The 26117-nt window shown below is 70.7% G+C and carries 30 protein-coding genes and 3 tRNA genes; 8 read left to right on the forward strand and 25 right to left on the reverse strand.

What is annotated here, in order from left to right; all coding sequences use genetic code 11:
- Positions 1–7 precede the first annotated feature (7 nt).
- The 13 genes from AH6_RS31240 to AH6_RS31300 form a co-directional block, all read right to left on the reverse strand.
- Entirely contained in the window at positions 8–859 is an 852-nt protein-coding gene (locus AH6_RS31240; RefSeq protein WP_067487316.1) for an MlaE family ABC transporter permease, read from the reverse strand.
- Between the two features lie 113 nt (positions 860–972).
- Positions 973–1824, reverse strand: a complete 852-nt coding sequence (locus AH6_RS31245; RefSeq protein ID WP_157431833.1) for an MlaE family ABC transporter permease — start codon at positions 1822–1824, stop codon at positions 973–975.
- Positions 1824–2876: an ABC transporter ATP-binding protein gene (locus AH6_RS31250; RefSeq protein WP_067487319.1), complete on the reverse strand. Its 1053-nt coding sequence runs from the start codon at positions 2874–2876 to the stop codon at positions 1824–1826. The genes AH6_RS31245 and AH6_RS31250 overlap by 1 nt, the downstream gene beginning before the upstream one ends.
- 647 nt (positions 2877–3523) lie before the next feature.
- Positions 3524–3910, reverse strand: coding sequence for a 50S ribosomal protein L7/L12 (rplL, locus tag AH6_RS31255; protein WP_067487321.1), 387 nt, complete (start codon positions 3908–3910; stop codon positions 3524–3526).
- A 78-nt stretch (positions 3911–3988) separates the two neighbouring features.
- Positions 3989–4585 carry a 50S ribosomal protein L10 gene (gene rplJ / locus AH6_RS31260; protein ID WP_067487323.1) on the reverse strand — a complete coding sequence of 199 codons (597 nt, stop codon included), beginning with the start codon at positions 4583–4585 and terminating at the stop codon, positions 3989–3991.
- A 327-nt stretch (positions 4586–4912) separates the two neighbouring features.
- Positions 4913–5758, reverse strand: a complete 846-nt coding sequence (locus AH6_RS31265; protein WP_067487324.1) for an SCO4651 family lipoprotein — start codon at positions 5756–5758, stop codon at positions 4913–4915.
- 134 nt (positions 5759–5892) lie between these two features.
- A complete protein-coding gene (locus AH6_RS31270; RefSeq protein ID WP_067487325.1) occupies positions 5893–6759 on the reverse strand; it encodes an SCO4651 family lipoprotein in 867 nt (288 codons plus the stop codon).
- 124 nt (positions 6760–6883) lie between these two features.
- Positions 6884–7699 carry a hypothetical protein gene (locus AH6_RS31275; RefSeq protein WP_157431834.1) on the reverse strand — a complete coding sequence of 272 codons (816 nt, stop codon included), beginning with the start codon at positions 7697–7699 and terminating at the stop codon, positions 6884–6886.
- A gap of 174 nt (positions 7700–7873) precedes the next feature.
- Entirely contained in the window at positions 7874–8596 is a 723-nt protein-coding gene (gene rplA / locus AH6_RS31280; RefSeq protein ID WP_067487329.1) for a 50S ribosomal protein L1, read from the reverse strand.
- A 94-nt stretch (positions 8597–8690) separates the two neighbouring features.
- Positions 8691–9119, reverse strand: a complete 429-nt coding sequence (rplK, locus tag AH6_RS31285; RefSeq protein ID WP_067487332.1) for a 50S ribosomal protein L11 — start codon at positions 9117–9119, stop codon at positions 8691–8693.
- Between the two features lie 262 nt (positions 9120–9381).
- A complete protein-coding gene (nusG, locus tag AH6_RS31290) occupies positions 9382–10224 on the reverse strand; it encodes a transcription termination/antitermination protein NusG (RefSeq protein WP_067487335.1) in 843 nt (280 codons plus the stop codon).
- A gap of 128 nt (positions 10225–10352) precedes the next feature.
- Positions 10353–10601, reverse strand: coding sequence for a preprotein translocase subunit SecE (gene secE, locus AH6_RS31295; protein WP_067487339.1), 249 nt, complete (start codon positions 10599–10601; stop codon positions 10353–10355).
- Between the two features lie 117 nt (positions 10602–10718).
- Positions 10719–10791 (reverse strand) — tRNA-Trp (locus AH6_RS31300).
- A 303-nt stretch (positions 10792–11094) separates the two neighbouring features.
- Here AH6_RS31300 and AH6_RS31305 point away from each other — a divergent pair.
- Together AH6_RS31305 and AH6_RS31310 are read left to right on the forward strand one after the other, a co-directional pair.
- Positions 11095–12306 carry a pyridoxal phosphate-dependent aminotransferase gene (locus tag AH6_RS31305; RefSeq protein ID WP_067487341.1) on the forward strand — a complete coding sequence of 404 codons (1212 nt, stop codon included), beginning with the start codon at positions 11095–11097 and terminating at the stop codon, positions 12304–12306.
- Between the two features lie 159 nt (positions 12307–12465).
- Complete coding sequence (locus tag AH6_RS31310) at positions 12466–13524, forward strand: adenosine deaminase (RefSeq protein WP_067487349.1); 1059 nt, start codon at positions 12466–12468, stop codon at positions 13522–13524.
- A 75-nt stretch (positions 13525–13599) separates the two neighbouring features.
- Here AH6_RS31310 and AH6_RS31315 read toward each other — a convergent pair whose 3' ends face one another.
- The 10 genes from AH6_RS31315 to AH6_RS31360 form a co-directional block, all read right to left on the reverse strand.
- Positions 13600–15030, reverse strand: a complete 1431-nt coding sequence (locus AH6_RS31315; protein ID WP_067487352.1) for an MFS transporter — start codon at positions 15028–15030, stop codon at positions 13600–13602.
- A gap of 78 nt (positions 15031–15108) precedes the next feature.
- On the reverse strand, positions 15109–15663 hold the full coding sequence (locus tag AH6_RS31320) for a TetR/AcrR family transcriptional regulator (protein ID WP_083983649.1): 555 nt from the start codon (positions 15661–15663) through the stop codon (positions 15109–15111).
- Between the two features lie 16 nt (positions 15664–15679).
- Positions 15680–16387, reverse strand: coding sequence for a GntR family transcriptional regulator (locus AH6_RS31325; protein ID WP_067487363.1), 708 nt, complete (start codon positions 16385–16387; stop codon positions 15680–15682).
- A gap of 150 nt (positions 16388–16537) precedes the next feature.
- Entirely contained in the window at positions 16538–17611 is a 1074-nt protein-coding gene (locus tag AH6_RS31330; protein WP_067487364.1) for a UDP-N-acetylmuramate dehydrogenase, read from the reverse strand.
- 115 nt (positions 17612–17726) lie between these two features.
- The gene (locus AH6_RS31335) at positions 17727–18152 is read right to left on the reverse strand and encodes a MaoC family dehydratase (protein ID WP_067487365.1); all 426 of its coding nucleotides are present in this window, start codon (positions 18150–18152) and stop codon (positions 17727–17729) included.
- Entirely contained in the window at positions 18152–18589 is a 438-nt protein-coding gene (locus AH6_RS31340; RefSeq protein ID WP_067487366.1) for a MaoC family dehydratase N-terminal domain-containing protein, read from the reverse strand. The genes AH6_RS31335 and AH6_RS31340 overlap by 1 nt, the downstream gene beginning before the upstream one ends.
- A gap of 389 nt (positions 18590–18978) precedes the next feature.
- Complete coding sequence (gene rpmG / locus AH6_RS31345) at positions 18979–19143, reverse strand: 50S ribosomal protein L33 (RefSeq protein WP_018654800.1); 165 nt, start codon at positions 19141–19143, stop codon at positions 18979–18981.
- 116 nt (positions 19144–19259) lie between these two features.
- Positions 19260–19333: transfer RNA gene (locus AH6_RS31350), tRNA-Met, on the reverse strand.
- A 309-nt stretch (positions 19334–19642) separates the two neighbouring features.
- A tRNA-Thr gene (locus AH6_RS31355) sits at positions 19643–19715 on the reverse strand.
- Positions 19716–19833: 118 nt separating this feature from the next.
- Positions 19834–20961, reverse strand: a complete 1128-nt coding sequence (locus AH6_RS31360) for an acyl-CoA dehydrogenase family protein (RefSeq protein WP_067487370.1) — start codon at positions 20959–20961, stop codon at positions 19834–19836.
- Between the two features lie 68 nt (positions 20962–21029).
- On the opposite strand from AH6_RS31360, the gene AH6_RS31365 reads away from it, so the two are divergent.
- Positions 21030–22061 carry a hypothetical protein gene (locus tag AH6_RS31365; RefSeq protein ID WP_157431835.1) on the forward strand — a complete coding sequence of 344 codons (1032 nt, stop codon included), beginning with the start codon at positions 21030–21032 and terminating at the stop codon, positions 22059–22061.
- Here AH6_RS31365 and AH6_RS31370 read toward each other — a convergent pair.
- On the reverse strand, positions 22058–22837 hold the full coding sequence (locus AH6_RS31370) for a protein phosphatase 2C domain-containing protein (protein ID WP_245679541.1): 780 nt from the start codon (positions 22835–22837) through the stop codon (positions 22058–22060). The genes AH6_RS31365 and AH6_RS31370 overlap by 4 nt on opposite strands.
- A 71-nt stretch (positions 22838–22908) precedes the next feature.
- Here AH6_RS31370 and AH6_RS46175 point away from each other — a divergent pair, with 71 nt between their 5' ends.
- Together AH6_RS46175 and trxA are read left to right on the forward strand one after the other, a co-directional pair.
- The gene (locus AH6_RS46175) at positions 22909–23403 is read left to right on the forward strand and encodes a MerR family transcriptional regulator (protein WP_157431836.1); all 495 of its coding nucleotides are present in this window, start codon (positions 22909–22911) and stop codon (positions 23401–23403) included.
- Positions 23285–23614: a thioredoxin gene (trxA, locus tag AH6_RS31380; RefSeq protein ID WP_067487375.1), complete on the forward strand. Its 330-nt coding sequence runs from the start codon at positions 23285–23287 to the stop codon at positions 23612–23614. Before AH6_RS46175 ends, trxA begins: the two co-directional genes overlap by 119 nt.
- Before the next feature lie 54 nt (positions 23615–23668).
- On the opposite strand, the gene AH6_RS31385 is transcribed toward trxA, so the two are convergent.
- The gene (locus AH6_RS31385) at positions 23669–23914 is read right to left on the reverse strand and encodes a GntR family transcriptional regulator (protein WP_067487378.1); all 246 of its coding nucleotides are present in this window, start codon (positions 23912–23914) and stop codon (positions 23669–23671) included.
- Positions 23915–24053: 139 nt separating this feature from the next.
- On the opposite strand from AH6_RS31385, the gene AH6_RS44260 reads away from it, so the two are divergent.
- The 3 genes from AH6_RS44260 (at position 24054) to AH6_RS42955 (ending at position 26114) form a co-directional block, all read left to right on the forward strand.
- The gene (locus tag AH6_RS44260) at positions 24054–24323 is read left to right on the forward strand and encodes a hypothetical protein (protein ID WP_157431837.1); all 270 of its coding nucleotides are present in this window, start codon (positions 24054–24056) and stop codon (positions 24321–24323) included.
- Between the two features lie 148 nt (positions 24324–24471).
- Entirely contained in the window at positions 24472–25569 is a 1098-nt protein-coding gene (locus AH6_RS31390) for a helix-turn-helix domain-containing protein (protein WP_067487380.1), read from the forward strand.
- On the forward strand, positions 25566–26114 hold the full coding sequence (locus AH6_RS42955) for a PIN domain-containing protein (RefSeq protein WP_245679542.1): 549 nt from the start codon (positions 25566–25568) through the stop codon (positions 26112–26114). Before AH6_RS31390 ends, AH6_RS42955 begins: the two co-directional genes overlap by 4 nt.
- Positions 26115–26117: the final 3 nt, after the last annotated feature.

The following is a 26117-nucleotide window of genomic DNA, read 5'->3' on the forward strand; positions in this document are numbered from 1 at the left end:
CGCCGCATCACCCCGCGATCCGTACGGTCGTGGTGGCGCCCCAGATCGCCATGCCGAGGAACAGGTCCGCCACGTTGATCACCACGATGCTGGTGCGCACCGCCCGGCCCACCGCCACGCCGACGCCCGCCGGGCCGCCGCTGGCGTGGTAGCCGTAGTAGCAGTGGATCAGCATCACCAGCAGCGAGAACACGATCACCTTGCCGAACGACCACAGGATGTCGTTCGGTGGCAGGAACAGATGGAAGTAGTGGTCGTAGGTGCCGGTGGACTGGCCGTACCAGACCGTCACCACCAGGCGGGTCGCGCCGTAGGAGGCCAGCAGGCCCACGATGTACAGCGGGATCACCGCGATCATGCCGGCCAGCATCCGGGTGGTCACCAGGAACGGCATCGACGGGACCGCCATGACCTCCAGCGCGTCGATCTCGTCGGAGATCCGCATCGCGCCGAGCTGGGCGGTGAAGCCGCAGCCGACCGTGGCCGACAGCGCCAGCGCCGACACCAGCGGCGCGATCTCGCGGGTGTTGAAGTAGGACGCCACGAACCCGGTGAAGGCCGCGGTGCCGATCTGGTTCAGCGAGTTGTAGCCCTGGAGGCCGACCTGCGAACCGGTGAAGAACGTCATGAAGCCGACGATCACCACCGAGCCGCCGATCACCGCCAGGCCGCCGGTGCCCAGCGACACCTCGGCCAGCAGCCGCAACACCTCGGTGCGGTAGCGGCGCAGCACCCGCAACGTCCAGGCGAACGCCCGGACGTAGAACGACAGCTGGTGACCGAAGTCGTCCAGGCGCTGGAGCGGCGCGTTCACCACTCGGGAGACGGCCTTCCCCGTCTTGCCAGGGGCCGCGCTCATCGCCTCGCCTCCGCTCGGCTGCGAGCGGCCGCCTTCGGCGCCGTCCTCTTTCGTCGCTTCGGTCGCAGGCTCCCTGCGCTCCTCAGACCAGACGGCGCCCGTCCGCTCGCCATCTACATCCCCTTCTGCGGAACGAACTGGAAGTACAGCGCGGAGATGACGAAGTTCTCCAGGAACAGCAGCATGAACGTGATGACCACCGTCTGGTTCACCGCGTCGCCCACGCCCTTGGGACCGCCCTTGGCGTTCAGCCCCTTGTAGGCCGCCACGAGCCCCGCCGTGATGCCGAACACGAACGCCTTGAACTCGGCCTGCAACAGGTCGGGCAGCTGCGCGATCGCGTTGAACGAGGCCAGGTAGGCACCGGGGGTGCCGTCCTGGAGCATCACGTTGAAGACGTAGCCGCCGACCAGGCCGACCACCGACACCAGGCCGTTGAGGAACAGCGCGATAAACGCGCACGCGAACATGCGCGGCACCACCAGGCGGTGCAGGGGGTTGATGCCCAGCACCTCCATGGCGTCGATCTCCTCGCGGATCTTCCGCGAGCCGATGTCGGCGCACATCGCCGAGCCCGCCGCGCCCGCGACCAGCAGCGAGGTGACCAGCGGGCTGGCCTCGCGCACGATCGCGACCACGGCGGTCGCACCGGTGTAGGACTGCGCGCCCAGCTGCCGGATCAGCCCGCCGACCTGCAGCGACAGGATGCCGCCGAACGGGATGGCGACCAGCATCGTCGGCACCACCGTCACGCTGACGATGAACCACGACTGCTGGATGAACTCGCGCCACTGGAAGGGCATCTGGAACACCGCGCGGAAGGTGTCCAGCACCAGGGCGAAGAAGCGCCCCGGTTCCCTGATGGCGACATTGGCGGCACCGTCGGAGACCTTGCTCAGCGCGCCGGAGGACCGGCGGCGCCTCTTGCCCTCTCGCTGGTTCGCACCGATACCAGGAGTGGACATCAGTACGTGCCCCCACCGGGCCGCGGCGCTCCCGGAGCGGCCTGCCCGCCGGCCGCCGGGCTCGGGCTCATCGAGGCCACGTAGCGCGGCCACTCCTCCACCCAGTTGCGGCCCACGTCGTCGATGAACGACCCGGGCGGCGGGGTCACCCCGTGCGCGGCGCACCAGGCGCCCGGCGCGTGCTGGCCCGCGCGCACCCGGCCGTCGCTCGGCATGAGCTGCGGCGGGATGGGCGGCAGCTTGCCGACCTCCAGGCCCATCTTGGCCTCGGCCTCCAGCTCGGAGACGTCCTTCTCCTCCGACATGCCGATGGGGCCGACGCGGCGCGCGTTCAGGAACTGCCGGACCACCGGCTCCTCGCTGGACAACAACATCTCGCGCGGCCCGAACATCACCAGCTCGCGGCGGAACAGCAGCCCGATGTTGTCGGGCACCGTGCGCGCGGTGTTGATGTCGTGGGTCACGATCAGGAACGTCGCGCCGATCTGCGCGTTCAGGTCGACGATCAGCTGGTTCAGGTAGGCGGTGCGCACCGGGTCCAACCCCGAGTCCGGCTCGTCCACCAGCAGGATCTCCGGGTCCAGCACCAGCGCGCGGGCGAGGCCGGCGCGCTTCTTCATGCCGCCGGAGATCTCGCCGGGCAGCTTGCCCTCGGCGCCGAGAAGACCGACCATGTCCATCTTCTCCATGACGATGCGCTTCACCTCCGACTCGCTCTTCTTGGTGTGCTCGCGCAGCGGGAAGGCGATGTTGTCGAAGAGGTTCATCGACCCGAACAGCGCGCCGTCCTGGAACAGCACGCCGAACAGCTTGCGGGTGTCGTACAGCTGCGCCTCGGGCAGGTACGGCAGGTCCCGGTCACCGATCCAGATGTGGCCGCGGTCGGGCTTGAGCAGGCCGACCAGGGTCTTCAGGAAGACCGACTTGCCGGTACCGGAGGGACCCAGCAGGACCGAGACCTCTCCCGCGGGCAGGGTCAGCGACACGTCCTGCCAGATCGTCTGGCGGCCGAAGGACTTGGTCAGCCCCTCGACTCTGATTTCGACGCCCACTCGTCACCTTTCGTCCAGGCCGGGGGAATCCGGAACCGTGAGGCGAGATAGCTACTCGGCTTCGCGCCGTGCGCCCGCCCGGCGGCGGGCGCCGGGGGGTGGAAGTTGTCGTCGCACCGTGCGTCCGCCTCGTTACTACTGCCGGGTAGCTGTGGCGGGTGCCACTACCGTAGCGGCCCGCGACGGAAATGGAAGGGGCTGGTGGCCACAACAGCGACAAAATACGACGTTGTAAGACAATCGTTACTTACGTCACCCGAGAGACTACTGGTCCGAGAACGTGCACCTCAAGCCGGGGGTGAGGCGACGGCCGGGACCGGACGGGCCGTGGCGGGCCGCAGTTCCAGCGGGGGACTGAGGGGACGCTACGCCGCTCGCGAGCACTCGCACAACCCACCCCTGTACGGACGCCGCCACCGCGTTTTATCACTCGCCGACAGTTTCGGCGCCCGCTTCGCGCCGGGAGGGTCTGGCCCGTCCCCCGGGAACGCCGAAGGCGGCCACCGCGTCCCGCGAGGGAGCGATGACCGCCTTCGGATGAGCACTGGAACCGCGAGCGGCTCCGGAAGCTCGAAAGCTCGGAGAAGCCTTACTGTTGCGACCCCGCGACGGGGCGATGAGCAGCGCAGGCTCTCCGGAGAAGGGCCTTACTTGACGGTGACCGTCGCGCCGGCCTTCTCCAGGGCCTCCTTGGCCTTCTCGGCCGTCTCCTTGTTGACCTTCTCCAGGAGCGGCTTCGGAGCGCCATCGACCAGGTCCTTGGCCTCCTTGAGGCCGAGCGAGGTCAGACCGCGCACCTCCTTGATGACCTGGATCTTCTTGTCGCCGGCGGCCTCGAGGATGACGTCGAACTCGTCCTGCTCCTCGGCGGCCTCGGCGGCCGGGGCGCCGGGGGCGCCGGCGGCGGCCATGGCCACGGGGGCGGCGGCCTTGACGTCGAAGACCTCTTCGAACTGCTTCACGAACTCGGACAGCTCAAGGAGGGTCATCTCCTTGAAAGCGTCGAGCAGCTCGTCGGTGCTGAGCTTCGCCATGATGTTTCCTCCGCTATGGCTTGAAACGTTCAGGGTGTTACTGGACCGCGGGGTCCTGGTTCCGGCGCGGGCCGGGACCTACTCGGCGCTGGCCTCGTCCGCGGCGGCCTCGGCGGCCGGCGCGTCGTCGGCGGCCGGAGCCTCGGCGGTCTCGCCGGCCTCCGCGCGCTTGGCGCGCAGCGCCTCGGCGAGCTGGGCCGCCTGCGTCGGCAGGGCGTTGAACAGCGCGGCGGCGTTGGCCATCGAGCCCTTCATCGCACCGGCCAGCTTCGCGAGGAGCACCTCGCGCGACTCGAGGTCCGCGAGCTTGCCGATCTCGGTGGCGTCCATCGACTGGCCGTCGATGAAGCCGCCCTTGATCACCAGCAGCGGGTTCGCCTTGGCGAAGTCACGCAGGCCCTTGGCGGCCTCGACCACGTCGCCCTTGACGAACGCGATGGCCGACGGGCCTTCGAGCAGCTCACCGAACTGCTCGTCGACACCGGCCTCGTTCGCCGCGCGCTTGGTCAGCGTGTTCTTCACCACGGCGAACCTCGTGCTCTCGCCGAGGTTGGTGCGCAGCTCCTTGAGCTGCGCCACCGTGAGCCCGCGGTACTCGGTCAGCACGGCGCCGTTCGAGCTCTCGAACTCGCTCTTGAGCTCGGCGATCGCCGCGGCCTTCTCGGCCTTAGCCATGTGGCCTCCTTCCGATTACCTGGGTGGGAAGCCGCCGGGGCGAAAAGGCTCTGAAAAACAGCGAACGCCCCGGCGCAGGTGCACGGGGCGTTAGGCAGGACCACGGAGGTCATGCGGAAGCTCTCGTCTCACCTACGCGGGCCGCCCGAACGAATTCGGGTCCTTCGGCCGCCCATGGCTGGGCGGCGACCGGCGGTCTTCGGCAGACAACAGCGTACGCGCAGCGGAGCGGTTTCGCCAAACCGGCGGGGAAAGGCGGCGGGACCGTGGGCGATCGCCCACGGTCCCGCGCCGTCCTCATGCCCTGTCCGGGGCGGTCCCCGTGGCTCAGCCGGTCAGGCCGGGGATGTTCGGGGTGCCGGTCTCGGCGGCCGGGGGCGCCGCCACGTCGACGGGCTTGCCGTAGTCGCTGAACACCATGGTGGTGTTGACCGCGCCCATCTGGGTCTGGAGCTTGTTGACCATCTTGCGCGGCAGCGAGTCGTCGCCGACCCACAGGTCGAACGCGATCGGGGCGTTGCCGAGCTGCGCGTAGGTCTTCTCCATCGCGGCACGGTTCTGCGGGTCGAGCTTGGCGAGCGCCTCCTGCGGCGAGACCGTGCCGGTGTAGTGCCGGGTCTGCACGCCGCCGACGTTCTCGGTGCCGACCTCGCGCACGTCCTTGGACGCGGTGAGCATCTTGGTCTGCTCGGCCGGGTTCTGCTGCTTGGACTGGTCCAGCATCTGCTTGAGGTTCATGCCGCCCGCCGCCTGGCCGGCCGAGGTCAGCGAGATCCGCGCCCACGGCTTGCCGCCGTTCCGCGACGCCAGGGCGGGCATCTTCAGGTACATGTAGTCGCCGACGATCCGCGCCTCGTAGCCCGGCACCGTCTGGCCGCCCATCGACATCGACTTGACGTTCATCTGCATGGCGACGTCGGGCTTGGTGCGGGTGGCCACCGACATCTCCATCTTCATGGCGCCCTGCGTGAGCTGGCTGTCCACGATGACGTCGGCCTTGTAGCTGTCGGCCTTGCCCGCCTTCTCCGCGCTCTGGCCGAGGATCTGGGCGGCGCTGAGCCGGATGTTCTTGCCCGCCTCGCTGGCGCCCTCCTTGGCGTCCCCGAGACAGCCGGTCAGGGTCAGGGTGAGGCCGGCGGCGACCGCCGTCCCGGCGGCGAAACGACGGATCATCAGGTTCTCCTCTGTGCGGTGGTCGACCGTGCGCCGGGCCGGACGGGCCGGACCGGCGCACGATGGGTCTGACGCACCGGAGACCTTACGGGTTCATCCGTACCGATATGGAACGAACAACCCGATCAGCCGCCTCAGTTGCGCGGCGGGGGCGTGCCGCCCAGCAGGCCCTCCAGCGACAGCTGGCCGACCTGGTCGGCGGGCGGCGGGTTCACGCTGAACGACTTGCCGTAGTCGCTGTAGCGCACCTCGATCGACCCGTTGTGGCCGTTCGCGCCGCTGCCCTTGGACACCAGCTTGCGCGGCAGGTTGTCGCCGTCCGTCCACAGGTCGAAGTTGATCTTCTCGTCGGCGGCCTTCCCGCCGAACCGCTGCTCGACCTTCTGCCGGACCTGCGGGTCCAGCTTGGCGAGCGCCTCCCGGACCGTCACGGTGCCGGTGTAGTGCGTGGTCTTGACGCCGTCGAGGCTCTCCTCGCCGACCCGCCGCACGTCCTTGGACGCGGTGAACATCTTGGTCTGCTCGGCCGGGTTGACCTGCTCCACCTGGTCGATGAGGCTCTTGACGTCGAACCCGGTGCGCTGGGCCATCTGGTTGGTGTCGATCCTCAGCCAGGGCTTGCCGCCCGCCACGAACTGCGCGAGCTGCGGCACCCGCGCGTACAGCACGTCGCCCGTGAAGATCGCCTGGCCCTGGACGCCGGACACCGCCTGGCCGCCCTTGCTGAACTCGTCCAGCTTGGCGCTGAACGCCAGCGTGGGCTTCAGCCGGAACTGCCCCGAGGCCCGCACCTTCCCCCCTTCGGCGCCGTCGGTCACCGTCAGCGCGGCCTTGAAGGTGTCGGCCTGCCCCGTCTTCTCCGAGGACTTCACCAGCACCTCGTTGGCGCTCAGCTTCATGGTGCCGGACGTACCGCTCGTCCCGTCCCCCGTGCACCCGGACAGGAGGAGGGCGGCACCGACCGCGGTGCCGCCCGCGGCGACGGCGTATCGACGCTTCATGAGGATTGGGCCTCCCTGGTCGCCCTACTGATAGGACCAGTCTCACCGGAAGCGGCCGCTGCTACATCCCCCGCTGGTACGAATGCCCGCCCCGCCGGTACGACCCGCGACGTAGCCCGCCCGGCTACCGGTAGTCGCGGAAGGTCAACGATCCCGCCAGCCGCGTGCCCGGGGCCGTGGTGCCCACGCCCAGCCACGAGGTGCGCTGCATCCGGTCGGCCCACAGGTCCGCCCGCACGCCCGCCGACCCGGGCAGCGACCCGCGCACGCCCGCCGTCAGCTCGGCCGGCAGGAGCCCCAGGAACACGCCCAGCGACGTCCGCGCCTCGCACCGCGTCGAGCCGAAGCGGTCGCGTCCCGAGCACGTCGCGCCGGGGACCGCCCGCAGGGTCCGCACCGCGCGCGCCGGATCGGAGACCGCGCGCAGCCGGTCGTACTGCCCCTCGCCCAGGCGCGTCCGCCGCCACCTGCGGCCGTCGAACACCGACAACGTCCGCCCGCTCAGGACGGTGCGGTGCGTCACCGTGCTCAGCCGGCCGTTCACCATCGCCTCCCGCGTCCCCGAGGCGTTCACCGCGAACGACGGCGACAACGTGATCCGCGCCGTCTCGGTCACGTGCCGGTAGTCGCCGCCCGACGCCCCCGACACCTTCAGGTCGACCATCCGCACGAACGACCGGACCTTCGCCGGCAACCCCGTCGGCCGCGCCGACCCGGCCGGCGACGAGGGCGTTCCCGCCGCGTCCTTCGTCCCGCGCGGAGCCGCCAGGCCCATCGCCGCACCGGCCCCGTCCCGCCCGCCCGCCACGACGCCCGGCAACGGCTCCGGCCGCGCCCGGTCGACCACACCGGTGGCGAGCACGCCCAGGGCCACGACCGGCACCACCAGGGCGGCGAGGAGCACGCAGACCGCGAGCACCCGGTCCGTACGACGCTTCATGCTTGTGTGTCCAGGGGAAGTGAAGGGAGAACGCGCAGGAGACTCCGATTCAACACCAAGCGCCGCACAGGTAACAAAGCGTTCCGCGCGAACATGCGAGAAGGGCGCCCCCCGTGCGGGGGACGCCCTTCCCGATCGATCAGCCGGTCCGGCGACACGAGCCGCCGGACCCCGCTACGCTCCGGCCTCGTCGAGCTCGGCCGTCAGGTTGCGGACGAAGTTCGGGTCCACCGGGATGCTCGGCCCCATGGAGGTCGTCATCGCGGCCTTCTTCACGTACCGGCCCTTGGCCGCCGACGGCTTGAGACGCTGGATCTCGTCGACCGCCGCGGCGTAGTTCTCCACCAGCTGGCGCTGGTCGAAGGACGCCTTGCCGATGATGAAGTGCAGGTTCGAGTGCCGGTCCACCCGGAACTCGATCTTGCCGCCCTTGATGTCGGACACGGCCTTGGCCACGTCCATCGTCACGGTGCCGACCTTCGGGTTCGGCATCAGGCCGCGCGGGCCGAGCACGCGGCCCAGGCGGCCGACCTTGCCCATCTGGTCCGGGGTCGCCACGACCGCGTCGAAGTCCAGGAAGCCGCCCTGGATCTTCTCGATCATGTCGTCGGAGCCGACGAAGTCGGCCCCGGCCTCGCGGGCCTCGTCGGCCTTGGCGCCACCGGCGAACACCAGCACGCGGGCGGTCTTGCCGGTGCCGTGCGGCAGGTTGACGGTGCCGCGCACCATCTGGTCGGCCTTGCGCGGGTCGACGCCCAGCCGCAGCGCCACCTCGACGGTCGCGTCGAACTTGGTGACCGCGGTCTCCTTGGCCAGCGCCACGGCCTCGGCCGGGGTGTACAGGCGCTCGCGGTCGATCTTCTCTACCGCGGCGCGGTAGCCCTTGCTGCGCTTCATCTCTGCTCCTTGTGGTGAAGAGCGGGCCGGGGACGCGCCCCGGCCCTCCCACTGGTCCGCACGGAACGCCCGTGCGGAAAGTCCTACCCGGGTCCTACTTGACCTCGATGCCCATGGAACGGGCGGTGCCGGCGACGATCTTCTCGGCGGCGGCCAGGTCCTTGGCGTTGAGGTCGGGCATCTTGGTGGTGGCGATCTCGCGGACCTGGTCCGCGGAGATCGAGCCGACCTTGGTCTTGTGCGGCTCGCCGGAGCCCTTCTCCACGCCCGCGGCCTTCAGGATGAGCTGCGCGGCCGGCGGGGTCTTGGTGACGAAGGTGAACGAGCGGTCCTCGTAGATCGAGATCTCTACGGGGATGACGTTGCCGCGCTGCGACTCGGTGGCGGCGTTGTACTGCTTGCAGAAGTCCATGATGTTGACGCCGTGCGGACCGAGCGCGGTACCGACCGGCGGCGCGGGGGTCGCGGCGCCCGCGTTCAGCTGGACCTTGACGATGGCCGCCAATTTTTTCTTCGGGGGCATGAGCCCTCCTCTGTCCCTTTTTGCTGCGGTTCCGACTCCCGATCTCCCGGGCAACGACGCGGCAGGGACACGGCCGTGACGTAGGAACCGTTGGTCTTCATGTGCCCGGCGGTCCGGGCGGCGTTCCCGCGAACGCGGAGCCGGGCGGGCCCCCGTGGGGCGCACCGGGCACGCCGGGCGCTCCCGCGAGCGCGGGGCCGAGGAAGCAAGTCTATGCGAGACGGAACGCCCCCGCGTCCGCGAGGGCGTTCGGCGTCTCGGATCAGATCTTGGAGACCTGGTTGAACGACAGCTCGACCGGGGTCTCGCGGCCGAAGATCGAGACCAGCACCTTCAGCTTCTGCTGCTCGGCGTTGATCTCGTTGACCGTGGCGGGCAGGGTGGCGAACGGGCCGTCCATGACGGTGACCGACTCGCCGACCTCGAAGTCGACCGCCGGGGCGGCCTTGGCCTGGGTCTCCTTGGCCTTGACCGAACCCTCCTCGGGCTCGGGGGCCAGCAGGTTGGCGACCTCGTCCAGGCTCAGCGGGGACGGCTTGTTCAGCAGGCCCACGAAGCCGGTGACGCCGGGGGTGTTGCGGACCGCGGCCCAGGACTCGTCGGTCAGCTCCATGCGGACCAGGATGTAGCCCGGCAGGACCTTCTCGTTGACCTTCTGCCGCTTGCCCTGCTTGATCTCGGTGACCTCGTGCTGAGGGACCTCGATCTGGAAGATGTAGTCCTCCATGTTCAGGGTCTGGGTCCGGGTCTCGATGTTGGTCTTGACCCGGTTCTCGTACCCCGCGTAGGAGTGGACGACGTACCAGTCGCCCGGCTGGAGGCGCAGCTCCATCTTGAACGCCGCGTAGGGGTCCACCGGCGGCTCGGCCGGGGTCTCGTCCTCGTCGGCGTCGTCCGTGCCCTCGGTCCCGGCGTCGCCCTCGGTGTCGGCCTCGGCCTCGGCGCCGGTCTCGACGTCGGCGTCGCCCGCCTCGGCGGTGTCGGCCTCGGGGGCCTCGGCGGCCGTCTCGTCAGCCGCGCCGGCGGCCTCGTCCGCAGCAGCCGCCGCAGACCGGACCTCGACGTCGGCCTCGTCGTGGGGCTGGATGGGCTCGGACTCGGACACGGTGGCTGACTCTTTCTCTCGGAACGACAGGCGTGAAGTGGAGTTTCAGGCGGCGGGCGGACCCGGCGGGGTCCGTCGGCCGGAACGGGGCCCGCGGTGGCGGTGTTCCCCGGTTCAGGACGCGCGGCTCAGGTGAAGAGCCAGAACACGCCCTTCTGGAGGGCCCAGTCCAGGCCCGACACCAGCGCGATCATGATGAGCACGAACACCAGCGAGACGGTGGTGTAGGTGACCAGTTCCGAGCGGGTCGGCCAGATGACCTTGCGCAGTTCGGCGATCACCTGGCGCACGAAGAGGGCCGGCGAGGTCCGCTTGGCCGCGGGCTTCCCCTTGCCTTCGTCCTTGGCCGCGGGCTCGCCGCGAGTCTCAGTCGCCATTGTGCCGCCGTTCACCTCATAGGTCGTGTTCAACCACACATGTGTGGTCGTTGCGCGAATCCGAGCCGCGACGCGGCGGGCGCGTGACGGGCACGGGTGCGCGTGCACCGCACCTCGCAGGGCAGGAGGGACTCGAACCCCCAACCGCCGGTTTTGGAGACCGGAGCTCTACCAATTGAGCCACTGCCCTTCAATTTCCCCCGTGCGGGAGAATCCCGATCCTAGAGGATCGGGCCGTGCCGGTCATAGCTTACGGCCTGTGCGGACATGGTCGTATGCCGTTGACTCGCCACTAGGAGGGTGAGTCTACGTCGCCGAGGCCCGTCCGTCGAACCAGAGGGCGCGAGGGCCTCCCCCGGGTCGTGCGGCGGGAGGGGGCGACGGGGCGGGCGCGCGGGCCGGGGCGCGTGCTCCCACCAGCGGCGGCGCGTTTCGCCGGACCGGCCCGGACATACCGCTGAAGGCATGGCCCGGCGTCTGTAACGATAGGGACATGAGCATCGATCGTCCTCGCATCTCCCAGCGCGTCGCCGCCATCTCCGAGTCCGCCACCCTGGCCGTCGACGCCAAGGCCAAGGCGCTGAAGGCGGCGGGCCGCCCGGTCATCGGGTTCGGGGCGGGCGAGCCGGACTTCCCCACCCCCGACTACATCGTGGAGGCGGCGGTCACCGCGTGCCGGGTGCCGCGGTTCCACAAGTACACCCCGGCCGGCGGCCTGCCCGAACTGCGCACCGCCATCGCCGAGAAGACCGAGCGCGACTCCGGCTACACGGTGGACGCCGCGCAGGTCCTGGTGACCAACGGCGGCAAGCAGGCGGTGTACGAGGCGTTCGCGGCGCTGCTCGACCCGGGCGACGAGGTGATCGTGCCCACGCCGTACTGGACCACCTACCCCGAGTCGATCAAGCTGGCGGGCGGGGTGCCGGTGGACGTGGTGGCCGACGAGACCACCGGCTACCGGGTGACGGTCGAGCAGCTGGAGGCCGCGCGCACCGACCGCACCAAGGTGCTGCTGTTCGTGTCGCCGTCCAACCCGACCGGCGCGGTGTACTCGCGCGACGAGATCGAGGCCGTCGGCCGCTGGGCCGACGAGCACGGCCTGTGGGTGGTCACCGACGAGATCTACGAGCACCTGGTCTACGGGGACGCCGAGTTCCACTCGATGCCGGTCGTGGTGCCCGAGCTGGCCGACCGCACGGTGGTGCTGAACGGCGTGGCCAAGACCTACGCGATGACCGGCTGGCGGGTGGGCTGGCTGATCGGCCCGAAGGACGTGGTGAAGGCCGCGGCCAACCTCCAGTCGCACGCGACCTCCAACGTGGCGAACGTGTCGCAGGCGGCGGCGCTGGCGGCGGTGACCGGCGACCTGTCGGCGGTGGCCGACATGCGCACCGCGTTCGACCGGCGGCGGCAGACGATGGTGCGGATGCTGAACGAGATCCCGGGCGTGCTCTGCCCCGAGCCGGAGGGCGCGTTCTACGCCTACCCGTCGGTCAAGGAGCTGGTCGGCAAGGAGATCCGGGGCCGGCGGCCGGCGAACTCGGTGGAGCTGGCGGCGCTGATCCTGGAGGAGGCCGAGGTGGCGCTCGTCCCGGGTGAGGCGTTCGGCACGCCGGGCTACTTCCGGCTGTCGTACGCCCTGGGCGACGACGACCTGGTCGAGGGCGTGTCGCGGGTGGCCAAGCTGCTGTCGGAAGCGCGCTGACCTGCACGTACCCCATTGAGGATCATGGAGCGGGCGCGCCCGCTCCATGATCCTTTTTGGTGCGCGGCATGGCACGCGGCGGCCATGCCGCATAGTCCGGACTGATGGTCTGGGTGAGCCGCGGGTCCGGCGCGCGGCCGCGTCCGGCAACATTGGGCCATGGAGGCCCCTACCGCCGTTCCGGCACCGCACGCGCCCATCCGTCCCGCCCGCCGTGATGTCACCACGCTGCCCAAGGCCCACCTGCACCTGCACTTCACCGGCTCGATGCGGCACTCGACGCTGGTGGAGCTGGCCAAGGAGCGCGGGGTGCACCTGCCGGACGCGCTGGTGGAGGACTGGCCGCCGAAGTTGCGGGCGACCGACGAGCGCGGCTGGTTCCGGTTCCAGCGCCTGTACGACATCGCGCGGTCGGTGCTCCAGACGCCCGAGGACATGCGCCGCCTGCTGCGCGAGACGGCCGAGGACGAGGCGTCGGAGGGGTCGGGCTGGCTGGAGATCCAGGTGGACCCCAGCGGGTACGCGTCCCGGTTCGGCGGGCTGACGCCGACGGTGGAGCTGGTGCTCGACGCCGCGCGCGACGCGGAGGCGGCGACCGGCGTCGGGATCGGCGTGGTGATCGCGGCCAACCGGACCCGGCACCCGCTGGACGCCAAGACGCTCGCCCGGCTGGCGGTGCGGTACCTGGATCAGGGTGTGGTGGGGTTCGGGCTGTCCAACGACGAGCGCCGGGGCCGCGCGTACGACTTCGAGGGCGCGTTCCGGATCGCCAAGCAGGGCGGCCTGCTGTCGGCGCCGCACGGCGGGGAGCTGCTGGGTCCGGCGAGCGTGCGCGAGTGCCTGGACACGCTGGAGGCCGACCGGATCGGGCACGGCGTGCGGGCGATCGAGGATCGTCGGCTGCTGGAGCGGATCGTCGAGCGGGGCGTGACGCTGGAGGTGTGCCCGGCGTCGAACGTGGGCCTGGGGGTGGCGTCGACGGCGGCGGACGTGCCGGTGCGCGCGCTGTACGAGGCGGGGGCGTCGCTGGCGCTGGGCGCGGACGACCCGCTGCTGTTCGGGTCGCGGCTGGCGCGGCAGTACGAGCTGGTGCGGACCGAGCACGGGTTCACCGACCAGGAGCTGGCCGACTTGGCGAAGCAGTCCATCAATGGATCGGCGGCCCCGGAGGACGTCCGGACCCGCCTGCTCGCCAAGGTGGACGACTGGCTGGCGTGAGGCGGACCGGCCGCACACGCACGCTCCCCTCCCCCGAGCCAGGCAGCCCGGGAAAGGGGAGCGGAGGTCAGGCGTTCAGGCCGTGACCGGGGTGGTGCTCTTGGCCTCGTCCACGGTCGGTGCCTTGTCCGGTGCGGGGAGCGGGGCCGCGTCCGGCGTGCGGGACGGGGCCAGCAGGGTCACCGCGGCGGCCGTGGCCAGGGCGATGGTCGCTGTCCACATCGCCGGGGCGAGCCCGTCCGCGAAGTGTTGCGGGCTGCTCATGTCGCCCTGCGCCTCGAAGACCGCGCCGAGGACCGCGACGCCGAGCAGGGTGCCGAGCTGGCGTCCGACGTTGCTGACGCCCGAGGCCACGCCGGTCAGGGCGGGCGGCGCGAAGGCCAGCGCGAGCCGGGTGGCGGGCGGGAAGAACAGGCCCATGCCGATCCCGGCCAGCACGAAGCCGGGCACCAGCGTGCCGTAGGTGACGGCCGGGCTGAGCTGGGCGGTGATCCAGCCGAGGCCGGCGGCCTGGCAGGCCAGCGCGAGGGCGAGCACGTTGCGGGGGCCGACGCGGGCGGCCAGCGGCGCGGTGAGCGGCGCGACCAGGATCGGCATCCCCGTCCAGGGCAGGCTGCGCACCCCGGCCTCCAGCGGGCTCATGTGCAGCACCGCCTGGAGGAACTGGATCAGCAGGAACGTCGTGCCGAACATCGCGAACGCCATGGTCAGGCCGACCAGGTTGACGATGGTGAAGCCGCGGCTGCGGAACAGGCCGAGCGGCAGCATCGGGTGCTCGGCGCGGGCCTCGCGGACCAGGAACGCGGCCAGCAGGGCGGCCCCGCCGAGCAGGCCCGCCAGGACCTGGGCGCTGGTCCAGCCGTGGCCGTTGCCGCGCACCAGGCCGAGCACGACGCCGAGCAGGCCGAGGGTGATCAGGGCGGTGCCGGGCAGGTCCAGGCGCTTGGCGGGGCCGCGGCTCTCGGTCAGGAAGCGCGGGGCCAGCGCCAGCACGACCAGGCCGGGCGGGACGTTGATCCAGAAGATCCACTCCCAGGAGACCGACTCGGTGACCGCGCCGCCGACGACCGGGCCGAGCGCGACGCCGAGCCCGCTCATCACGCTCCAGGCGGCCAGCGCGACCGGGCGCTTGGCGGCGGGCACGGCGGCGGCGAGCAGGGTGAGGGTGAGCGGGGCGAGGACCGCGCCGCCGACGCCCTGCACGGCGCGGGCGGCGATCAGCACGCCGATGGACGGCGCGAGCGCGGCGGCGGCCGAGGCCAGGGTGAACAGCGCCAGGCCCCCGATGAACAGCCGGCGGCGGCCGTAGCGGTCGGCGATCGCGGCGGCGGGCAGCAGCAGGACCGCGAAGGTGAGGGTGTAGGCGTTGACCGTCCACTCCAGCCCTTCCAGGCCGGTGCCGAGGTCCTCGCGGATGGCGGGCAGCGCGTTGGTGACGATCAGGTTGTCGAGCGTCACCATGAACAGGGCGATGCCGGTGACGAGGAACGTGCGGAGGGGTCGCATGTCCGGTCGTCTCCCTTCTTGTTAGTTATCAGTCACTAACTTCGGTGGGCAAAAAAGGGGGAAGCGGGGCGGGGGCCGTCATTCGCGGACTTCCCTCGCCCACGCGTCCAGCGAGGCGGGCAACTTCTCGCCGGGGACGTACGGGACGTCGAAGGCGGTGAGCACGTTCAGCAACATGCCGACCGAGATGAAGCGCATGACCTCGGCGGCGTCCTCCCCCGACAGCTCGGAGATGGTGCGCCACAACTGCCCCCAGCGCCGGTTGCCGATCCGCTTGACCTCCCCGTCGACGAGGGCGGCGGCGTAGATCTGGAGCTGGAAGCGCAACATGGTCGGGTCGCCGGCGAGGATCTCCCGGTAGCGGCGGCCCATGGCGGTGATGGCCTCGCCGCCGTACAGGCCCCCGGCGGCGTCGCGCATCGCCTGCTCCAGCGCGTCGAAGCAACGTTCGGCGGCGGCCAGGAACAGCGCGTGCTTGCTGGGGAACAGCCGGAACAGGTAGGGCTGGGACACGCCCACCCGCTGGGCGATGGCCGCCGTCGAGGTGCCCTCGTAGCCACCGCCGGCGAACTCGGCCATGGCGGCCTCGATCACCTGTTCGCGGCGCTGGTCGGCGCTCATCCGGGGGCTCATGGGGCTAAGTTATTGGTCAATCACTAACTTCGTCAAGCCCCGCCGTCGGCCACATCCCGCGCCGCTCCAGATGCGCGACCAGCGACCGGCCCGCGCGCACCACGTGCCGCCGCATCTCCGCGCCCGCGGCCTGCTCGTCGCCGTGCCGCAGCGCCTCCAGCACGCGCTGGTGGTCGCGCACCGCCACCTGCGGCCAGTCCGGCAGCCGCGCGTACCCGCCGGGCGGCATGCACCGCGACACCACCGCCAGCGACCACGACAACTTGGGCGAGGCCGCCGCGCGGTTCACCTCCCGGTGGAAGGCGTGCTGGCTCTCGACGGCCAGGTCCGCCCGGCCCGCGGCGATCGCGCGCTCCAGGCCGCGCTGGGCGGTGGCCAGCTCGCGCAGCGCGTCGGCCGTCACGCGGGTGGCGGCGCGGACGGCCAGCTCCGACGCGATCGACGACTGCACCAGGAACAGGTCGCGCACGTCCTGGCGCGACAGCGGCGCGACCACGAAGCCGCGGCGCGGCTCCAGCAGCACGAAGCCCTCGCTGCGCAACGACCGCAGCGCCTCGCGCACCGGCGTGACGCTGATGCCGAAGTCCAGGGCCAGCCGCTCCAGGCGCAGGAACTCCCCCGGCCGGAGCCGCCCGTCCATGATCATCTCGCGGACGCGCGCGGCGACCTCGTCGCTCAGCTGGGGACGCGGCCCGAGCCCCTGCTGCGCCCCGGGAGTGGCCACGGCGTCGCTCCGCCCCGCCAGGGCCCTCCCGCGACGGGGGGCCGCAGGGACGAAGGGTCCTGCCCCTTCATCATGCGCCCCGAACCGCCCGGAAGGAACGGGGAAAACAATTGTCGGCGCACGGCACAGGGCGCCGGTATCCGACGCCGGTCAGAGGCGGACGCCGACGAGGACCGGCTCGTTCACCAGCTCCACGCCGAACGCCGCGCGCACGCCGTCGCGGACCTCGCGGGCCAGCGCCAGCAGGTCCTCGGTGCCGCCGCCGTCGGGGTTGGTGAGCGCCAGGGTGTGCTTGGTGGAGATGCGGGCCGGGCCGAGCGCGTGGCCCTTGGTGAAGCCCGCCTTGTCGATCAGCCAGGCGGCGGAGGTCTTGGTGCGGCCGCCCAGCTCGGGGTAGCGGGGGAAGGCCGCGTCCGGGCCGAGCCGCTCGGCGACGCGGCGGGCGAGGTCGGCGACCTGGTCGGCGTCCAGGATGGGATTGGTGAAGAACGACCCGGCGCTGCGGGTGTCGGGGTCGGCGGGGTCGACCACCATGCCCTTGCCGCGGCGCAGCTCCAGCACCGCCTCGCGGGCCTCCTTCAGCGGCACGCGCGCGCCCGGCTCGACGCCCAGCCTGCGGGCCAGCTCGGCGTAGGCGATGGGCTGGGACTCCTCGGTCTCGCGCAGCGTGTAGGTGACGTCGAGCACCACGTACCGGTCCGAGCCCTTGAAGACGCTGTGCCGGTAGGTGAAGCGGCAGGCGGCGTGGTCGAGGGTGACGCAGCGGCGCTCGCGCCGGTCGTAGGCGCGGACCTCGACGATGGTCTCGCTGACGTCCTGGCCGTAGGCGCCGACGTTCTGGATGGGGGTCGCGCCGACACGGCCGGGGATGCCCGACAGGCACTCCACTCCGGCCAGCCCTTCTTCGACGCAGCGCGCGACGAAGGGGTCCCAGTCCTCCCCCGCCTGCACGCGCACCCGCACGGTGCCGGGCCCGTGCTCGCCGGACAGGCGCTCAGTGCCGCGGGTGGCGACGCGGATCACGGTGCCGGGGAAACCCGCGTCGGCGACCACCAGGTTGCTGCCGCCGCCGAGCACCAGCACCGGCTCGCCGGCGTCGTCGGCCCTGCGGACCGCCGCCACCAGCTCGGCCTCGGTGGTGGCCTCGACGAACCGCCGGGCCGGGCCGCCCAGCCGCAGCGTGGTGTAACCGGCCAGGTTGACTTCTTCGGCGAACACCGCCACGTGGTCCCTACCTCCCCTGACGGAGCGAACGCGTGCGCCCCGAGCCGATGGTACGGCCCCGGGCGCACGCGTTCGCGCGTCCGCGCGGTCCTTGCGTACGGTCCTGCGCGCCGGCTCAGCCGAGCCGGACGACGGCCTTGGCGCGGGTCAGCACCTTCTGCCCCGCCGAGCGCGCGGTGAGCGCCACCACGACCCGGTTGCCGTCCAGCTTCTCCTCCACCTTGCCGGTGATCTCCAGGTCGGCGCCGCCCTCGTCGGGCACCACGACCGGCGCGGAGAAGCGCACGCCGTAGTCCAGGACCGCGCCCGGGTCGCCCGCCCAGTCGGTGACGTACCGGCCGCCCTGGGCCATGGTGTACATGCCGTGGGCGATGACGTCGGGCAGGCCGACGGCCTTGGCGAGGCTCTCGCGCCAGTGGATCGGGTTGAAGTCGCCGGAGGCGCCGGCGTACATCACCAGGTTGAGGCGGTCCACGTGGTAGGTCTGCGCGGGGATCTCGGTGCCGACCTCGACGTCGGCGTAGTTCACCTTGGCGGTCATCAGGCCCCCCGCTCCACGATCGTGTTGTAGGTCTTGCAGATGGGCTCGCCGCCGACCGTCCGGATGTCGGTCTCGATGACCATCTTCTCGTTGTTGCCGATCGACCTGATCTCGGTGATGGTCGAGGTGCAGGTGACGACGTCGCCGGCCTGGATCGGGCGGGTGTACTCGAAGCGCTGCTCGCCGTGCACGACCATGGCGTAGTTCAGGTTCAGGTCGGGGTCGGCGAGGCCGGGGCCGCCGAGCGAGACCACGATGGGGAAGGTCGGCGGCGCGATCACGTCGGGGTGGCCCGCGGCCTTGGCGGCCTCGGCGTCGCGGTAGATCGGGTCGCGGTCGCCGATGGCGTCCGCGAACTCCCGGATCTTGATGCGGCTGACCTCGTACGGCTCGCTGGGCGGGAAGCTCCGCCCGATGAAATCACGGTTGAGTGCCATGCAATCCGTCCCTCCAGGTCAAGGTGGCCGTGCACGCCCCGGTGCACCGCCCGAGTGCCCGCGCCCAAGCACCTGCTTACCGGTTCGCTCGGACCGTAACAGAACGACGTTCAGCCCGCCCCCGCCGGGTGGCGGGGACGGGCTGAGGACGTCGTCAGGGCAAGCCGAGCGAAGAAGTCGCCTGCGAGACGCCGCTACGGGTTAGCGGGCTCGCGCCGGCTACCGGCACTGCGAGCGCTGGGTCAGCGGGTCTCGCGGTGGCAGCCGGCCCCGTGCGAGAGCGCAGCGGGCAGTACTTCTCAGTACGCCGGTCAGCGGGTCTCGCGGTGCGCGCGGTGGCAGCCGGCCCCGTGCGAGAGCGCAGCGGGCAGTACTTCTCAGTACGCCGGTCAGCGGGTCTCGCGGTGCGCGCGGTGGCAGCGGCAGTTGGGGCAGTACTTCTTGATCTCCAGGCGGTCCGGGTCGTTGCGCCGGTTCTTCCGCGTGATGTAGTTGCGGTGCTTGCACTCCTGGCAGGCCAGCGTGATCTTCGGCCGTACGTCGGTGGCAGCCACGATGGAGTGCCTTTCTGAGCTGGGGACATGGACGATGCGTCGACCGCCCCGGGAAGGGAGGTCGGTGGATCAACCCAGCCGTCTCGCCCCCGTGTGGGGGCGAGAGGCCTAGGTAGTAGCGAGGGCCGGACTTGAACCGGCGACACAGCGATTATGAGCCGCTTGCTCTGCCTGACTGAGCTACCCCGCCGAGATGGCCACTGTGGACCGGATTGCAAGGATACCGGATGTCCACCGGACCCTGGAATCACGAGAACCCGAACTCGGGGCTTGGGGTCTCGGTTCCGAGAGAGTCTGTCGCGAACCGTTTCCCAGGTTACCGCCTGTGCCGGTGACCTGCGAACCGTCCGTTGGGACCGGAGGGACGCTATCACAGCGTGCGACAAGGCGCGAAATCAGGACACCGCACGCCCCTGGTCTCCCTCGGGCCACTCCCGTACGGGCGGCGGTCCGGAGAACGAAAAAGGCCACTTCCCTGTGGGAAGCGGCCTTGGAGTTGAGCCCCTTTACGGAATCGAACCGTAGACCTTCTCCTTACCATGGAGACGCTCTGCCGACTGAGCTAAAGGGGCCTGTCCTCCGCGTTCTTTCGTTCGCGGCGACGGGTGTAACCATACACGGCTCGCGGACCACATGCGAAATCAATACGGTGACGCCTCCCGGAGCGGCCGGGAGGCGCCGCCCGCCTGGTCAGCGCAGCAGAGTGCGGGCGATGACCAGCTGCTGGATCTGGCTGGTCCCCTCGTAGATGCGGAACAGCCGGGCGTCGCGGTAGAAGCGCTCGACGGCGACGCCGCGCATGTACCCCATGCCGCCGAAGACCTGCACGCCCCGGTCGGCGACGCGGCCGAGCATCTCCGAGCAGAAGTACTTGGCGCAGGACGGGCCGAGCTTGGTGTCCTCGCCGGCGTCGTAGGCGCGGGCGGCCTCCAGGACCATGGCGCGTCCGGCGTACAGCTCGGCCTGGGAGTCGGCGATGAGGCCCTGGACGAGCTGGTGGTCGCCGATGCGGGAGCCGCCCTGGGAGCGTTCCTTGGCGTAGGCGACGGTCTCGTCCAGGATGCGCTGGGCGAGGCCGACGCAGACGGCGGCGATGCTGAGGCGGCCGTGCGCGAGCGACGACATGGCGGTGCGGAAGCCGGTCCCCTCGGGGCCGACCATGGCGCTCGCGGGCACGCGCGCGCCGTCGAGGAGGACCTCGGCGGTGTGCGCGCCGCGCTGGCCCATCTTGGCGTCGGGCGGCCCGACCTCCAGGCCCGCGGTGCCCTGCTCGACCAGGAACGTGGAGATGCCGCGCGACCCGTCGCCCCCGGTGCGGGCGAAGACCATGAAAACGTCGGCCTCGGGGGCGTTGGTGATGAAGCGCTTGGCGCCGTCGAGGACGTAGTGGTCGCCGTCGCGGCGCGCGGTCGTCGTCAGGGTGCTGGGGTCGGACCCGGCCTCGGCCTCGGTGAGCGCGAACGCGCCGACGATCTCGCCGGAGGCGAGCCGGGGCAACCACGCGGTCTTCTGCTCCGGCGTCCCGGCGTGCACCAGGACCTGCCCGGCGATGCCGTTGCTGGTGCCGAACATGGACCGGAAGGCGGGGCTGGCGTAGCCGAGCTCGAAGACCAGCCGCACCTCCTCGCTCAGGGTGAGGCCGAGCCCGCCGTACTCCTCGGGCAGCGCGTACCCGAACAGGCCCATGTCGCGGGCGGTCCGGCGCAGGGGTTCGGGGATGGCGTCGCCCTCCTCGATCTCCTCCTCACGCGGGATGACCTGCTCGCGCACGAAGGCGCGGACGGCCGAGACGACGTCGGCGAAATCCTGTGAGTCCATGCCCGAATCCTAGAACGAAATTCTAGGAATGTGCCCGCAGGCACCGCGATATGCCAGGCTTGTCCTTCATGAGGGAATTCCTCCAGCTCGTGGACGCCACCGTGCGCGCCGCCGTGGCCGAGGACCAGGCGTTCAGCGACCTGATGCCGCGGCTGATGCACGCGTCGCAGAACGTCCCGCCCACCGTGCTGACCATGGCGATGACCTCGATGGGCGAGGGCATCGCCGCCGCCCCGCCCAACCTGGGCTGCTGGCTGGCGATCATCGCCGGGGCCTGGGCCGAGCAGGGCGCGACGACCTTCGGCGTCGAGGAGCCGGTGCTGGCCAGGACGCTGGAGGTGGCGCGCAGCGGCGTCGGGTTCGCCGACGCGTGGCGGGCCGCGACGGGCGGGCCGCCGCCGGACCCGGCGGGCCAGCCGTCCCAGCAGGTCGTGGACACCGTGGGGCCGCACCTGGCCGACCCGGTGGGCGCGATGATGGCGTGGTTCGCGATGGAGAAGTTCGCGCTGTCGGCCAACACGATGTTGTCGAAGTCGCCGCAACTGCGGGCGTCGGTGGCGCAGCGCGAGGACAAGGCGCGGCTGGTCGGCCGGCTGGCCGAGCACTGCGACAAGATGGACTGGGTCGCGCGGCTGCTGCGCGTGCTGGACGACGAGCGGCTGCTGGTGCTGGACCGCAAGACCGGGCAGGGCTGGACCGTCACGATCGGCGGCATCGGCGACAACTTCCAGCTGCACGTCCTGCTCGCCGGGGCGCTGCTGGGACGGCCCGGCGGGCTGCCGGGCGAGCCGGTCCCGGCCGAGGTGGTCGCCTGGTTCACCGACACCGACGTGCCGGACTCGGGCCCGATCGTCAACAGCGCGTGGAACCTGGTGGACGCGCACGGCCAGTGGATCTACAACGAGGGCGTGCCGGCCGACGTCCCCGCCGTCAACGGGACGCGCGTGGTGGTGCTGGACCCGCCGTCGTACCGGCGCTCGTTCCCGGCGGGCCGCAAGCACCCGATGATGACCGGCCGCCTGGTGCTGGAGGGCGTGCACCACCCCGAGGACCTGGCGGCGTGGTGGCCGCACATCCGGCCGGCCGAGAACCCGGTCTAGAAGCGGACGAGCACGGCCGTGGCGTCGTCGAAGCGCTTGCCGCGGCCGTTGACCTCGGCGTCCCCGGCCTCGGCCGCGCGGGTGCGGCGGATGACCTCGCGGGGCCCGGCGCGGTCGAGGAGGTCGAGCAGGCCGTCCCAGCCGGTGAGCCCGAACCGCTCGACGAGCCGCGCGGCGCCGTCGCTGAGCACGGCGGCCCGGCGGACCCCGCCCAGCGGGGCGTCCCCGGTCAGCGCCTCGTAGGCGGCCTCGGGCCGGGTGCTGGCGACCCAGAAGCCGCCGGGGCTGTTGCGCGCGGCCCGCACGGCCTCGACGGTGTAGCTGGGCAGCCGGGCGACGCGGTCGTCCTGGATGACGCGGACTTCGCCGTCGTCCAGCAGGACGGGCGAGTCGGCGAGCACGAGCCACTCCAGCCGCCCGCCGCGCCGCCGGAGCATCGCGACGGTGGCCGAGGGGCTGTCGGGGTTGCCGAGATCGCACTCGCCGTGCATGCCGCCGACGGCGCGGATGGCGTCGGCCAGCAGATCGTCCAGCGGCGCGCCGTCCTCGGCGGCCAGCCGCCCCGCGAGGACGCCGCCGAGCCGCCGGACGAGCCAGCCGGGGTCGTGGGCGCACCCGGGGTCGACGTCGGGGTGCGCCGTGGCGCCGTCCAGGAGCACGACCCAGCCGGGGCCCGCGACGAGGTAGTCCTCGTTGGGCCGTCCCGGAGTGGGCTCGCTCGCGTAGATCACCTGCACGCTGCCGGTCTCCCCCGCCTCGTTCCGCCGAAGGACCACGGCCCTCGGCTTGACCTTGTCACCGGTGTCAAGGAATACCGTCCCAGACGACCACACATCAGGGAGAACGGATGCGGATCGGGGAACTGGCCGAACGCGCGGGCGTGAGCCCCCGGTCGTTGCGCTACTACGAGCAGCAGGGCCTGCTGTCGGCGCGCCGCTCGTCCAACGGCTACCGGGAGTACGACGAGTCGGACGTGCGCCTGGTGGCCGAGATCCGCGCCCTGCTGGCGTCGGGCTTCACGCTGGAGGACACGCGCCCGTTCGTGGACTGCCTGCGCGCCGGACACCAGGAGGGCGGCTGCTGCCCGGAATCGGTCCTGGTCTACCGCCGGAAGCTGGCCGAGATCGACGCCGAGATCCGCGCCCTGATCGAACGCCGCGCCGAGGTGGCCGACCAGCTGGCCCGCGTCCGCCCCCGCTGCGCCTTCACCCCGGAGGAACCCCATGCTGGAACTGACGACCGAGAACTTCGACGCCCTGGTGCTGCGCGCCGCCAAGCCGGTACTGGTCGACTTCTGGGCGGACTGGTGCCCCCCGTGCCGGATGATCCACCCGGTCCTTGAGGAGATCGCGACCGACTTCGCCGCCGAGCTGACGGTGGCGTCGATCAACGGCGACGAGCACCCGGAGATCACGCGGCGCTACAACGTGCTGGGCTTCCCGACCCTGCTGCTGTTCCGCGACGGGAACCTGATCCACCAGTCGGTGGGAGCGAAGCCGAAGCGCCGCCTGCTGGCCGAGTTCCTGCCGCACCTGGAATCGGTGTCGTTCTGACGGCGCAAGAACGGCCCCTCACCACCAGATGAGGGGCCGTTCGCACGTTTGGACCTACTCGTCGGGCAAGGGATCGACCACGAAGGTGCCCATGCCTTGAACTGTCTCGACGAGGCCCTCGTCCTTGAGTACCTGAACCGCTTTGCGCAGGGTGTCCCGAGCGACGCCGTATTGCTGTTCAAGCTCGACCAGACTCGGGATGCGCCGCCCCGGCGGGATCTCGCCAGACCGGATCCCCTTGCGCAGGGCGTCGGCTATCTGGCGGTACGGCGGCACAGGGCCTTCCCGGTCGAAGGTCATGATCCGCAATCTACTTGTCTAGGAACAACCAGGGATAGCTACCCCAGTCCCCTGAGGTGGGTAGACGGGGGTAGTACACCCGTCATACGATGCGTCCAGACCATCCGGCCGGTCTGCGGCAACTGATACTCCGCCAGAGGTGATCACTGTGCACCAGAGTTCGTGTTCGGAACCGGTTCCGATCTACACCTGGGACATCGTCGGCGCGGAATGCGGTGTCACCAGCGACCAAGCCAGAGCAGTCGGCAATCTCTGCCTCGCCCTGCAGAACGCCCCGCCGGGTTCCACCGGCGTAGTACGCCGCGTCACGCTCAGTCTGACCGGCCTGGCGATCTACACCAACAGCCGCGAGGTCGCCCGCGCCTGGCGTGACCGGGAGACCGGCGAAGTGACCTGCACCCGGCCATGAACACGCCCGACCTCGAAAGGCGTTGTCGCATGCCTTCGAAAGTCCCTCCGGTCTTCCTCTGGCAAAGAGGCACTCCGCAGAATCCGTGCGAGCTCGTCGCTTGGCTACTCCCTGTATCCAGGGTCAGTCCTGTTCTAGAATCGCACACATGGGTATCGGAGAGCGCGTCGCCGAGGCACGTGCAGGGGCAGGGCTGACGCAGGCACAACTGGCCTCCGCCATAGGCATCGGCCGAAGCGCCCTCGCGAAGATCGAGACAGGAGCTCGTCGCGTATCCGCGACAGAACTAGTCGCCATCGCTCAAGAACTGCGACAGCGCGTCGAATGGTTCATCGCTCCCGGGCCGCCTTCGATCGTCTCTTACCGCGCTTTGAAGTCCGACGTCGCTCCCCAGGCCATCGACATGCAGTTGAACGCCATCGTGCGGGATGTCGAGGTCGTGGCAGCTGAGTCTCCCGGGCTCATCGGCGACCAGCCTGATGCGATACCGCCTCCGCGCAGCATCGCCGATGCGGATCAGCTCGCCGCAGTCGCGCGCCGGGACCTGGGGTTGAGCGTGACTCAGCCCGCCCTCGACCTAGCGAACCTGGTCACCGCCATCGGTCTCCTGCCCTTCTCTGTCCATCTGGGTGAAGGCGCGGACGCGGGGACGGTTCTGTTGCCCATCGGCGGAGTGGCCGTGATCAACGGCGATCTGCGTTCAGGGCGCCGGCGACTGGCCCTAGCCCACGAACTGGGGCACTACCTCATCGCCGATCCCTATACCACCGACTGGCGAATCTCCGAGTCGGACGACGAGGCGTTGGAAGCATTGTTGGACCGCTTCGCGCGAGCGCTGCTGCTCCCCGAGATCGATCTTGGAACACGATGGAACACCTGGATGGAGCTGCCGGATGAAACGCTGCGAGACGCGGCCGTCCGCGCTGGCAGCCACTACCGGGTGGACATGGCGACACTCGCCCGGAGACTGTACGAACTCCGGCTCGTCAGCGCCGATCAGGCGAACGCGATACGCCAGGTGCGGACGCGGCGAGCCGATATCGTAGAGAAGAACCTGGTGGTCCACGATGAACTCGCTCCCGTCGCACTGCCGCGGCCGTACGAGAGGGCCGTTCTCAGCCTCTATAGGAGCGAGACCGTGACCGCTGACCGCGCCATCGGCCTCCTGCTCGGAACCTTCGACCACGAAGCGCTCCCCGACCTGCCCGCTGTGCCCGAGGCCGACATATGGGCCGTCACCTCGTGAGCGCAAAGAACGACAAGGTTTACGTACTGGACACAGGTCCACTGAGCCACTTCGCCCGGAGCCAATGGCTAGGCGCGCTCAAAGCCGTCCTCCACGAGTCTCGTGTGCTCATCCCGGACACCGTGGAGACCGAGCTTCGGAGCGGTGTCGCCCAGCACTCCGAACTCCAAGCGGTACTCGATGCCGACTGGATCGAGATGACGGTCATCGACACCGACGAGCAACTGGCCGCCTTCTCCCACTACACAAGGCATCTCGTAGGTCCCGCCAGGCGCAACTACGGTGAGTGCGGCGTGCTGGCGCTCGCCGAGACCACACCGAATGCGACGGCGGTCCTCGACGACCGTGTGGCCAAGAGGCTCGGAGAGCAGCGCAAAGTCGAAGTACGCGGCACGCTCGGACTGCTGTGTGAAGCAATCCGCCAAGGTCTCCTTACCGTGCCGCTGGTATCAGCAGTGGCCGACGATCTTCTCATGAACCGCTATCGGCTCCCATTCGGTCCAGGTGGATTCGCCCGATGGGCCGAGGAGAACGGACTGGCTTGACCG

The sequence above is a fragment of the Actinomadura hibisca NBRC 15177 genome (assembly GCF_001552635.1).
In the GTDB taxonomy this organism is placed as follows: domain Bacteria; phylum Actinomycetota; class Actinomycetes; order Streptosporangiales; family Streptosporangiaceae; genus Spirillospora; species Spirillospora hibisca.